Below are 12,530 nucleotides of genomic sequence, written 5' to 3'. Positions count from 1 at the left end.
GGGCGTCAGTGTTGAGTTGTAAGCATATGCGCTACGCGCAGGCTACGCCAACAGCAGTCAGCGGTCAGCGGTCAGTGGTCAGCGGTCAGTGGTCAGCGGTCAGTGGTCAGCGGTCAGTGGTCAGCCTTGTGGGGCAGGCTTCGACGCATCGGACCTAACCCATAAGCTGATAGCTGATAGCTGATAGCTGATAGTTGATAGCTGATAGCTGATAGCTGATAGCTGATAGCTGATAGCTGAATGCTGAATGCTTACCTCAGCACTAGTGTTATTCATTGAAAATCTAGAAACTGAGTTAGAAAAGGGAGTATAAAAAAACTAATAAGGATAATTAAAATCATGAATAACTTTAATGTCAAGCTATCTTCCTGTTCGAATTCATTCCCTGTCGAGTTAACGATGTTTTGAAAAATGGAATTATCTAAGGGCTTCTTCCACCATGGTCTTTTTTGTCTTTTTCGTGGATGTTTTTCTGTTTGAGTCATTGGCACTTGGGTATTAGTATTCGTAAGTTTTGATATTAGCTTAGTCATGGAATATATCTTATTCAAAATCACTCCTACCTTAAATAATATTTTTGGATAGCGAAACTATAGTAAAAACAAACTAGTATTGACGGTAAAAACCACGGAATCAATACTAATGCTGAGATATAAACCTGCAATACAAATAATCCGTATATTCCTGTTATACTTCCCAAGGTTAATACCTGTTCATGTCGCTGTAGTAATGTTTTTTTGACCAGGATAATAGTAGTCCATTTTCCTAGGAATGCCCCTAGAAAAATAACCCAATGATCAGGAATAAAAACTACCCGATGCTGCCGGATTATATGGTGAACCATATAAGCAAATACTTCTCCTCTAGTTAATACTTCGAGGCACTGCTTTAGATCCTGTTCAACAGGTTGATAGTAATGGCACCAATAGCCAGCAACTGACGGAAAGTAAAAGTCATCTTCGGTGTCATTGTAGTCACCATGGGTGATGATAACAACTTGCTGCATCACATGGTGTTGGAGTTCTGGATTAGGCACAGGAAAATTGAGAAGTTCCTTAGCTGTAATAGATTTGTAAACTTGTCTAGGAGGAATAGAAAAGTCAATAATGGAAGCTAGTCCAAAAGGAGGAGCAGATTGATTGAAAGGAATCAGCCCTTGATTGTGAGTCTTTCCTGGCTTTAGATAATCACTGACTTGGGACTGAAAATCTACTGTACTGTTTAATGTTGGCTGGGGTAAACTATCTGAAGATGACTGGTGATTGAGCAGATGAGCTACTGCTAGCTGATAGGCAAACGGACATGACTCGTCTATACAGGTGGGATCTAGAGGCTGTTCAATAGTCCAAGGCTCAAAGTCTATGTACCCTTCTAAACTCCATTTGCGACTAGCGACTTTATCTTGTTTATCTGTTGCTAGCACAAACCAAGTATTCTGCTTTTCCACAGCAGAGCGAATGGCTTGATCAAGGTTTTCGTATCTAGGTTGGTAGATATGCCGACTGTAGTAAATGCCGATTACTTGAGCATTCAAGGCGTATAGGTGTCTTACCAACTTGGCTAAGTATTCGGAATCAATCAACTTACCTTGTGTGCTTTCTATTGCTTCATCAGCTTGATCTAGAGATTCCTGATCGATGGCAACTAACAAAACAGGCGCTAAGGTATGCTTTGGTACTTGATTCGTCAAATTACGATAGACAGCTTGAACTAACGCTCGGATATCGAACAATAATTCTACTTGAATAGCTGGGATGACGCTCAGCAGTAAAACTGTTCCCAATGCGATCGCTTCTGGTCTTGTCGGTAACCACTGCAGCAGCATTTTCTTCCAATCAAACCGCTCAATGCGATAGGGAATCAAACCGGGAGGATTAAATAAAGAGGGCAGCAGATAGGCAGAGGGATAGGCAAATTTCTCTACGGATTGGAGATGTTGACAGGCTTCGAGTAGTGCATCGTAAACATCTCTATGGTCAGCTAGGGGCTTACAGAACTGCTGGAGAAAACTCTGAGCCACATCATTGCGAATGGGTTCCCGCATCACTATTACCTGTAACCCAAGTTTAATCAGAGAGTTGGCAATGCTCAGACCACTGCAGGAGTTGAAAATGGCCAGCTGCAATCTATGTTCTCTAGCTTGAGTTAATTTTTCTTCGAGTTCACTAATCGACAGGGATATATTCGGAGCGATCGCAAGTCTTCCTCCTGTGGTTGTGGTTTCATCGCTATGTCCAGCAAAGAACAGCACATCCCAGCCTCGTTGATCACAGATAGCATTAGCAATTTTGGTTTTGATATCGACATGGTTTTCATGGGGTTGCCAGGTTACTCGCTCGACCTCAGCAATAGACTTAAGCGATCGCACAGCTTTCCAATCATCCTGCAACGGTAGTCTGGGATCATCTCCGAAGATAGCTAGAATGCGGGTTTTTCTAAGGTGCGCGTTCCCTAGCGCTTTGAAAAAGCGCGGGGTCGCACTGCAAGCTGTCAGGGGCTTAGTACAAGCAATGGGATCCGGATTATCCATAGCGCTTCTGAAAATGCGAACCCTCCCCAGGGGTGTGCCTTCAGGAGCAAGTTCCCAAGTTTCCCATGGTAACCGTTCCATTTCTATAGAGTCACAAGCTACGAAAATATCAACACTGGGGTGAGTACCAATCCCCTTGCCGTCTTCCGATATCAAGTGAGCAACACGAGTGAATTCGTCTCGAATCCGCTGTTGAATCTTACGAACCTCGCCTTCTCCTAACCAACGCTGGAAAGCATTGAGGAACTCTCTTTCTGCCTCCATCAAATCATAACATGGGTCACCTGAACCAGGATTAATTCTGCCACTATCTCCTATAGGTTTCACTGACGTAAATTCGTAAAACCTAGTGTAGCGCTGTCGCCACCGTTGATAACATCTTTGTATTTCCTGGCAATAGTTCAGGCTGGCAGATAGCTGCCTTCTTCTGTCATCCCATAGCAGCAAAAAGAAACAAGAATTATCATCTTTTTTATCCCAAATTTTAATTTCAAAAACTGTAGTCATTACCCAAAATAATCCTCGGATATTTTTATGAAATTTCCCTGTTGACAGATTCGATGTTCCCTGTTTCATTTTTAATCAATAACTGAAAATGCTGTTTAACTAGGATCGAATGCATAAGGAGATAAGGTCTGTGCTGAACTATCCGGTGGGATAATAGTTACAACAAATTTTTCATCTGAGCGTCCTTCCACACGGGCAAACAAAAATGGATCATCAAGCGCTGATACAGGCTCATGTATAATAGACCTTAGATTGCTAACTTGTAGCTTGAATCCATCAGGTAAAGGAGTACCAAGCTGGGTTCCTAAAATTAGCAGCAATGACCATTTTGGGGGAGGAATTGGAGAGTCAATCGGCCAGGTGACGGCACATAGTCGTAAAGCAATTTCACCTAAATCAATGTCCTGATAGGATCGACCTGGTTCGGGAGGAATGTCCATTCCTTGATATCTAAGCTCATTAATCACATTATCGAATTTATCAATTGACCGAAATACCGATGAATTCGCAGTAATGGTTTCAGGGATAAACAATCCTAAACCTTGAGCCAATTCGTCTAATTTACCCTCCAACCATTCCTGGGTATTGATAGCCTTTTGAGTTAGGATAGTAAATACTTCTGTAATCCGAATCGAAAGGGACTTTGTTCTGTGGGAAGTTAGTTGCCACTGATATAACAAATCCAGTAATTCAGGACTTTGGAGTATAGTCAGCCCTTGCTCCCAAGTTAAGGTTTGCCAAAGAGTTTGCTCAGGATATTGTAGGCGATCTAATAATGTTTCTAATGTTTCCAAGTCAGGTTGATTCAGAGATAGCCTAGGGAGTGAATTAGGGGAAGTTACTGGTAGCTCAATGGCAGCGGAATCCAAGAAACGTAAATAAAAGAGTAGGTGATTTGGCTCAGGATCAAACAATGATAGAGGTAAACTATAGTTCCAATCAACTTCAGGATGTAAATTACAAACTTGTCGATAATTAACCAGTTCGTCGTAACGGATAAAGCCTCTAATAATAGCAGTTTCTAGCTCTTCTTGCACTTCAATTACAACATAGAAATGAGCAGCAAATTCTGGTAAATCAATGGCGGCTATCGGTACAGTTACTACTTCATCAATTAAACTCTCACTGGTAAGTAAACAAATCTTAAATTCGCCTACGATAAGATTACATACCGCTTCAATCACATTAGCGTATTTAGGTTGTCGTAAAGAACAACAATTATGAGATATCAGGATATTAGATAACTTTTCCTCTAACCATTGTGTAAAACTAAGTAATCCTAGTCCATTCAGATAGGTTTGCCATTGGCGTGCTTCTGAGATGACTTGATTGCTCATTTGTACTGCTTGCTCAAACTGTTCGGACTCTAACCAAATACATTCTGGTTGCACAAGCCTGAGGTCGGTGGAATTAACAGAATAACTAGTCATGATTTTCCTGGATCGCTTTCTCAAGGTAGCGGCATAGTCGCTGGGTATATAGGCTATTAGTAGAACGGTTTTTCCCTGTCATGATTTCTGCAGCTGCTTCTTGGAAGACTTCAGCATCCACGAAAGCTTCTAGGTGTTCCATTAGGTTTTTAAAATAGTCTGGATCCCTAGACATATTTGTTAGATTAAACTGATGTGCTGCATGGGAGATAATGTGGAAAAGTTTGTCTATTGTCCAAAACCGCACCCGATTGAGCAGCTCCTTTGGATTTAGCACCCGGCTCACTTGGGACTGATTGGTCATTCCTAAAATAGAGGCAATCTCGGCTTGAGATTTACCGTGACAGTAGATGAGTTGAAGACCTAGTATAACCTTTGACGCAAAACGGGCGTAACTTCGACTGTGCTGTAGCTTGGTAATGTGCTCCGTTAGCCCTTGCTCTATCCCCAAATCCAAACAGGCTATGAGTTGCTGACCACAGAATTGCTGTAATTCTTGTCGTGCGATCGCATCTAAAGGGTTGGTAAAATTTCGGTCTGGTAACTCTCGGTTCCTTCCAGTATCCGGATCCGACACCTCTAGGGGTTCCGATGGCGGAAATCCGCTGCGAATCCAGATGTTATATTGCCGTAGCAGTCTAGCCAGATGTTTGAGTTCATTGCTCAGCTGTGCTAGAGAATTGACAATTACCGATTTTTCCTGCAAGAGGTGGCTCATTTCTTCAAGTTGAGCCTGGGTGGGATCGGGACAACGTCTAGCTTTTTTTGTTGGCTGTTGGCGTCTGTCCCTACGGTAGACCCCATGAAAGGCTTCTAGGATATTGCGATCGCGTGGCAATAGTTTTTCAAATTGTGTCGGTCTAGCTCGATTCAGCAGCGCCCAGTCACTGAGAAAACAAAGTCCTCGCTCCGATAAGAAGTCTTTGAGTTTGGGATTTTGTTTGGTTTGATAGTAGACCCAATCATCTAACCTAGACTTGGATGGGGAATTCAGATTATATTTTCGTAATACTTCAACGGTAAAAAATTGGTAATCGGTTTTTTTGGTTTCCCTATCGCCATTCAGGATAAGTTGAGTTGTACCATCCTGATCTAAGATGATGAGTACTTTCCCATCATCATCAAGCACAAATGGCAGCAAATCCCGATAGGTGAAGTGATGACTAGCGCTATATAAACTAGCGAGTTTCTTGCAAGCTTTCAGGATTGGGTAAGAGACATAGCAACGAAGACAAAGTCCTGCTCTAGCACGACTTATGGGTGACCCAGACGCCTCAGGGTGAAACCAGGCGTATAGGGAGGTTTGAATGTCCCGATGCTGCTCCACCGACAAATGCGTTCGCGTTTCTGGAGCATCTAATTCTAGACACTTCTGTTGAAAAAACTCCCATGCCAGCGGTAGTAACAGTTTTTTGTAACCACACCCAACACTAGCAGGATCAAGTCTTAAAATTTCCCAATATCTCGATAGAGGCACCATCCTTACACTTTTGCTTAGCTGTGCCATATTGTCTCATACAGATCCTTAGGTTCGCAGTACCCAAACGGGTAATTTTTTCCAAAAGATGATATGGTAAAATTGCGCTTTTTTTGGCCACAAGATAAAGACAAAGTGTAAGCATTCAGCTGTCAGCTGTCAGCCGTCAGCCATTGGCCTTGGGCTGATACGCGACACGCTGATAGCTGACGCCAAAGTTGAGATCAAGTTCCGTTAATCACTTATCAAATAGTCCCTGGATTTTTGGGTCAGGGTAATCCCTAATGGCTAATCATTATTGCTAGGATTACTAGTCTAATGAGGCACAAAAATATTTTTTTTTATACTCCCTCGGTGCCCTTGACCCGTAATTAAATTCGCCACGGGTCGCACCGCTACCGACTCCCTCGGTGCGCTTTCCGTAGGCGAATTAAATTCGCCACGGGTCGCACCGCTCCCGACTCCCGACTCCCTGTTTCCTAAAACCAAGAATAAAAGTACCTCACATGACCGATAAATTACCACCAATTTACTTCTACATTCCTCAGGGTTTCTGGCCGGACACCATGCCCAAAAGTGCCGATGAGAACTGGAAAGGCTTTGGGATTGGTATCTATGCCTGGACTTTACAAACCTATCTACGCCTGAAAGCCGATGGTTTCCCTTGCGAACTAGTAGCAGAATTGCCCAGAGAAGGGATTGTCCTGAGCCACCGCAATTGCTTACGAGCTCACAAAAACCAGCTCAAGCCAGGACCAAAGTTATTGCTGATTTGTATTAAAGCTGAACAAATACCCTATCCCTATGCTCAACTCCATGTGGTACAAAATCCTCTGGAAACAATGCATTTGCGCAATAGTTACTACCTACCCCACTGGACTCAGCCAGGGTTAATTCAGCGCCATCCAGCACGATGCGATCGCTTTAAAACCATCGCCTTCTTTGGTCATGAATTTAATCTCGCGCTACAGTTAAAGCATCCCTCCTGGCAACAACAACTCCAAGCACTAGGGTTATCTTGGCAACCAGTAATCAATAGCAATCGTTGGCATGACTATAGCAACCTAGACAATCGCTGGCATGACTACAGTCAGATTGATGCTATTGTGGCTGTGCGTAGCTTTGAGGGCAACACAGGCTGCCTCCACCGCAATTACCTGACCAAACCAGCTACCAAACTCTACAATGCTTGGCTAGCGGGGGTTCCTGCTATTCTCGGATGTGAAGCTGCTTATCAAGTAGAACGCTATAGCCCACTAGACTATCTGGAAGTGGCTACCCCTAGCGCGTTAATTTCAGCCCTTAAGCGGTTGAAAGAAGAGCCTAATTTACGTAGCGCTATGGTTAAAAATGGTCGAATTCGTGCCAAAGCGATCACCCCTTCAAGTACTACAAAGAAGTGGCGTTATTTTTTAGAAACTATTGCCTTACCTGCCTATTATCGTTGGTGCAATCAATCTCATTGGTCTCAACAGGTTACCTTGGGACAGGGTTATCTTGGCTTTCATGGAAATCGAGTTAAAGATAAACTAACAAGAGTTTTATTAGCTAGCAACAATCTAATATAAAATTCGATGGTAAATGGATTTTTGGAAATGGGTTTGGTATCATTATTATATAGCAGTTGTCAATTCGGTTAGGTACTTACACCGGTGGTTTTTAGGGAGTAGGGAGTAGCGATTAGGGAGCAGGGAGTAGGGATGCAGCGCTTTTTTAACAACAAATAGTTTGACCTATCATTGTAAAACGCTATACTTAAACTAGATACTAACCCAATAGTACTTATTAACCAGTCCTAACTATGGTTCAAGCAGTATCAAAACTATTAACCTTTGACCGAAGACCCTGAGGGCGCAAGCCCCTGGATTCTATCCATGGGGTTAGCCCGAACAGGAATTTATTCCCTAAACCTCTTTCTGGTTTTGAACATACCGTTTGATTGTCTCTAGTGGAGCACCTCCAACCGTGGACAAAAAGTAGGAATTAGTCCACAAGGTAGGCAGCCTACTTTTCAGGTGAGGGAACTGCTCTCTAAGGTACCTACTAGTTGCTCCTTTAAACCTTTTAAGCACTCTGTGAATACCAAACTGAGGATCGCATTCACAGAGTAGGTGAACATGATCAGGCATTACCTCTAATTCGAGAATTTTTACTTGGATATCCTCCGCTATCTGGTAGAGGAGTTCTTTTAATTTTACTTCCACCTCTTCTATTAGTACCGGTCTGCGGTACTTGGGGCACCACACAACGTGGTATTTGCACGAGTAGACAATATTTTTATTGTATTTGAATTTATTTTTCATTTCGTCCTCGACATTAGCTAGATACTGTGTATATAATATAATTTTACACGTCAAATAACTTCAAGGAGGTAATAGAGTGTTAGCAATGGAGTTCAAGGCGGTCCTTTCTAAATCCCAACAAAAAGCTATAGACGAAGCTATTCGCACCTCCAAATTTGTGAGAAACAAAGTACTTCGTTATTGGATAGATAACAAGGGAATCGGAAAGAAAGAACTCTATCGCTATAACACTCAACTAAGAGACGAGTTTGAGTTTGTTAAAGACCTTAATAGTCATGCTTGTCAGGCTTCTGTCGAAAACGTAGAACGAGCTATTAAACGTTTTTTCGACAACTGCAAGAAGAAGGTTCCAGGCAAGAAAGGTTTTCCAAAATTCAAGAAGCATTGCCGTTCTGTTGAATACAAGCAATCTGGTTGGAAATTATCGCCAGACAAAAAGTCTATCAAGTTCACCGACAAGAAGGATATTGGCAAAATAAAGCTCAAGGGGACTTGGGACTTATGGTGGTTCGATCAGAAGCTTATAAAAAGGGTTCGGATTCTAAAGAAAGCCGATGGGTATTATGTTCAGTTTTGCGTCAAGGTAAACAGGACTGAAGAACTAAGAAGTACCGGGTATGCTGTTGGATTAGATGTAGGACTAAAAGAGTTTTACACTGATTCCAATGGATACTCAGAACCGAATCCCAGGTTTTATATAAAAAGCGAAAAACGTGTAAAGTTCTGTCAGCGCAGGCTTTCCCGAAAAAAGAAAGGCTCAGCCAATCGACGAAAAGCTAGGAATAGACTAGGTAGAGCACATCTTAAGATAAGTAGGCAGCGTAAAGAACACGCCAAGAGACTGGCGCGTTGCGTAATCCGGTCTAACGATCTGGTGGCCTACGAAGACTTGAAGGTGAAAAACTTAGTTAAAAATCATTGTCTTGCTAAGTCTATTAATGATGCTGGTTGGCGTCAATTTCGGGAATGGTTAGAGCATTTTGGTCAAAGGTTTAACAAAATAACAGTTGCAGTCAATCCAGCCTACACAAGCGAAAACTGCTCCGAGTGTGGCGAGGCAGTCAAAAAGTCTTTGTCTACTAGGACTCATATCTGCAAGTGTGGCTGTAACTTAGACCGCGATCATAATGCTGCCAAAAACATACTTAATAGAGCCTTGAGTACGGTGGGGCACACCGAAACTTTCCAAAACGCTTGGGGAGATCTGTCCTCTACTTTTCCTGATTCCGGTCTGGTCAAGCAAGACAGTTCGTTGAACCAAGAATCCCCTGCTTTCTAGGCATGGGGAGTGTCAAGAATTCTTAGAACAGTACCCAGAGGATGGAGGAAACTCTGAACTCCGGAATGGTATAATTTTATGGGGAGCATCGCGGATCGGGATCAATTGGTCGCTCAGATGTTTGAATCGGAGTCGGAATTAGCGTACCACGTGACTGTAGGACTTGAGGCTCTTCGAGAGCGAAATGGACTAAAGGATTGAATATGTCAACCTGCGAGGCATGAAATAATCCTCTACATACATCTCTTTTTTTTCCTGGGACTACTTAATTGGGAGATCAGCTAATTTATGATTACGTAATTTTTTTGCTAAGGACGCTGGATCAAGAGCATTATCTTGATAAGCTTGCATAGCACGTTTTCTCCATTCCAAGCTAGCTTCACCTGGAAAACTGCGTTTTAGCTCACGTACTACAGTAATTGCGTTTTCAGCCCAGGTTTGAAAATCCTGCTGATTCCAATAACACAAATCTTGTGTATGAGGCTTTGCACCATTGCTAATACTTTTACAAGGTGTAATCACAACAGGGATGATTTCTGATTCTTTACGAAGTGTTGAAATATTCTGTTTAACCCAGTTAGGATGTGAAGCTGCTTGCCTAACTTTATTTGCTCCTAGTGAATTTCCTGGATTATTAGTTGAATGGTCTTCAAATACAATACAAAAGTCATCATGAGCAATCCACCATGGATCTGGATCAGCATCTCCGTTGGAATTTCCAGCTTTATAACCTAATAAACACCCTAATTTTTCATGACCCTTTTCAAAGGCTTTGGGGTCTTCTGGTGTGTCTTTCACTCTCTGAAGATTATCAAGAATTGCTTTTACTTTTGCCTCAAACTTTTTAGTGTTGACATTGCCGTCTTTTAAAAATTGTGATTCAAGTCCTTCAATAACACAAGTCAGTCTCAATTTATCAGCTTGATTTTCGTTATTTTCTTCTAAATTTAAGCTAGAGAGTTGATAGAGCCAACTAACTCCATTAGTAGTGGAAGCAGCATGCCTAAAGAAATCACGGGCTAATCCTTCCATAGAAGCAGAACCACGTTGTGCTGCTATCCAGGCTGCACTTCCAGCAAGGTAGTACCAAAAAGCTCTATATCCTTTAACATCATCTTCACTAAGCGAACTTAAAACAGAACGACATTCTTCAACTGCCTGTTTAAAATTACCGCTCCAAAGTGCGTTTTGATATCTAACTTCATGAGCAACAGATGCCTGTAATTTTTCTATGCCCGGGAGTTGAGATTGTTTTAATTTATCTCTCAAATCTATAATATCTTTCTCTGCTTCATTCCATTCTTCTTTATGTTTGAGAAAAATTTGTAAATTATCGATAAATTCTGATGCTTGAATATCCTTAGATTGCTGATTTCCATATTCTATCTCTGCTTGAATTTCTGGATGCAGAAATTTTCTTTTCTTCGGATCTAGTAAAAAATCATTCAATTCCGAGCCTAGCACTACTACTGCGGAATAGTCATTATCTGATCTTGTACACCGACCAACTGCCTGAACGATTCTAGTTAACACACGGTCATTAAATAAAATACTTGCTGGCATTCTTGTTAGCAAGAACTTTTCTTGAAGATTTATTGCTTTTTGCAGTCCTTTTACTATTAAGAGACGACATTCATCACCTCCTAAATCAATGCCATCATATCGGTTGGCAACTATAGCTACCGCTTTTTCTTCAGATATAAAATGCTGTTTTGATTTCTCAAGTTCACCAGTCTTAAATATTTGGTAACCTGTTGTTGTAGATATCTGTGTTTGAAGTTGATCCGCAGTAATCTTATTAGGGACAATAATAAGAGTTCTTGGTGTTTCTTTGGTCATATCTATAGCAAGATTGAGTGCATCTTCTTCATTAAGAGACCTTTCTGGAAAAAAGAAAAAGCGACGACCAATTCCCTGTTGATCCCATCCATCTGGAACTGGTAAACGAACTATTTCTTCTGTACCTGCCAGCCTTTCTAGTTCTCCTCCTTCTCCTAAGGTGGCAGACATATATATGCGTTGTTTAGGATTAGAAAATGGTTGATGAGTGCGAGTTGGCGGTAAAACAGGACGAATTAATATAGAGTTATAGCTGCTATATATATGGCACGAAAATAAGTGATCCCTTAAAACAGACCAAGAATACTGTAACTCCCTTATATCCTTGATATGTATATCCAGTATTTCAGTTATTTCTCCAAGTATTTCATGCAGAAATGGAGTAGGTATTTTTTCGACATATTGAATATCTCCCAAATCAGGAGAAGTAGAAATCAACCTGGAGTAGTGTGCATCTGGCACAATATCATGCATAGCAGAAACTAAAGCTTTAAAAAGAGTGCTATGTTTGCGTTTATCGATTGAAAGAGACCAATATTTTGCTATGTAATTTTCAGCAGCATGGGCATCATCAAGAATTATTATGTCGGCATTGTTGAAAAAAGTATTTGTATTGAATAAACCACTATAAGTAGTGACAGCAATAGTTTCAGCATTAGTATACTCAGCCTTGATAGCAGGAGCATATTTAGCCCGTTCACCTGTAAAAGCATTTGCTTTTATCCCAAAAATAGTTAATGACTGTTCTACTACCTGATTTACAAGCTGAATAGTCGGACAAAGATAAACTACTTTTTCATTAAAATGGGAACGCCGCCATTCTCCAATCAAAAGCCCCACTACTGTCTTACCACTACCTGTTGGAAGTTGTAAGGCTATATCGGATAAATTGAGATTTTCTGGCTGGCAGTATTTTCTGAGTATGTCAGCTTGGTGAGAAAGCAACCCTTTTGATTGTTTATTTTTAATATCTCGGAAAAGTGCTTCAGGGGTTTCGGCAGAGGTGTGAGAATGACTAACTTTTTTGAGTGCCATGTTTTTATACAGCTATTATCTAGTTATAGATAGACAAACTTATTTATACATCAATTTGTTTGTCTGTGATTGTATCTCCTTAAGGCATACTGTGTCAAAGAGAAAACTGCTATCTATGATTTACCTGGGG

The 12,530-nt window shown here is 41.4% G+C and carries 8 protein-coding genes; 3 read left to right on the top strand and 5 right to left on the bottom strand.

Translation table 11 applies throughout. From position 1 onward, the window contains the following. Nucleotides 1-26 precede the first annotated feature (26 nt). On the top strand, nt 27-158 hold the full coding sequence (locus tag F6K63_RS12230) for a hypothetical protein (RefSeq protein ID WP_267871970.1): 132 nt from the start codon (nt 27-29) through the stop codon (nt 156-158). Nucleotides 159-559: 401 nt separating this feature from the next. On the opposite strand, the gene F6K63_RS12225 is transcribed toward F6K63_RS12230, so the two are convergent. The 3 genes from F6K63_RS12225 to F6K63_RS12215 form a co-directional block, all read right to left on the bottom strand. After that, on the bottom strand, nt 560-3,037 hold the full coding sequence (locus tag F6K63_RS12225; protein ID WP_287312256.1) for a CHASE2 domain-containing protein: 2,478 nt from the start codon (nt 3,035-3,037) through the stop codon (nt 560-562). 95 nt (nt 3,038-3,132) lie between these two features. Continuing rightward, on the bottom strand, nt 3,133-4,467 hold the full coding sequence (locus F6K63_RS12220; protein WP_008178479.1) for a DUF1822 family protein: 1,335 nt from the start codon (nt 4,465-4,467) through the stop codon (nt 3,133-3,135). Next, entirely contained in the window at nt 4,460-5,974 is a 1,515-nt protein-coding gene (locus F6K63_RS12215; protein WP_287312254.1) for a hypothetical protein, read from the bottom strand. The genes F6K63_RS12220 and F6K63_RS12215 overlap by 8 nt, the downstream gene beginning before the upstream one ends. Nucleotides 5,975-6,450: 476 nt before the next feature. Here F6K63_RS12215 and F6K63_RS12210 point away from each other — a divergent pair, with 476 nt between their 5' ends. Next, nucleotides 6,451-7,512, top strand: coding sequence for a hypothetical protein (locus F6K63_RS12210; RefSeq protein WP_287312252.1), 1,062 nt, complete (start codon nt 6,451-6,453; stop codon nt 7,510-7,512). Between the two features lie 336 nt (nt 7,513-7,848). Here F6K63_RS12210 and tnpA read toward each other — a convergent pair whose 3' ends face one another. Continuing rightward, a complete protein-coding gene (gene tnpA, locus F6K63_RS12205; RefSeq protein ID WP_287312250.1) occupies nt 7,849-8,247 on the bottom strand; it encodes an IS200/IS605 family transposase in 399 nt (132 codons plus the stop codon). A 76-nt stretch (nt 8,248-8,323) separates the two neighbouring features. On the opposite strand from tnpA, the gene F6K63_RS12200 reads away from it, so the two are divergent. Beyond that, the gene (locus F6K63_RS12200) at nt 8,324-9,526 is read left to right on the top strand and encodes an RNA-guided endonuclease InsQ/TnpB family protein (RefSeq protein ID WP_287312248.1); all 1,203 of its coding nucleotides are present in this window, start codon (nt 8,324-8,326) and stop codon (nt 9,524-9,526) included. A gap of 261 nt (nt 9,527-9,787) precedes the next feature. Here the strand turns inward: F6K63_RS12200 and F6K63_RS12195 are convergent, their stop codons facing one another. Next, on the bottom strand, nt 9,788-12,400 hold the full coding sequence (locus F6K63_RS12195) for a DEAD/DEAH box helicase (RefSeq protein WP_287312246.1): 2,613 nt from the start codon (nt 12,398-12,400) through the stop codon (nt 9,788-9,790). Nucleotides 12,401-12,530: the final 130 nt, after the last annotated feature.

It is taken from the genome of Moorena sp. SIO1G6, from assembly GCF_010672795.1.
In the GTDB taxonomy this organism is placed as follows: domain Bacteria; phylum Cyanobacteriota; class Cyanobacteriia; order Cyanobacteriales; family Coleofasciculaceae; genus Moorena; species Moorena producens.
The sequence above is the reverse complement of the archived record's forward strand: the minus strand, read 5'-3'. Positions and strand labels throughout refer to the sequence as shown.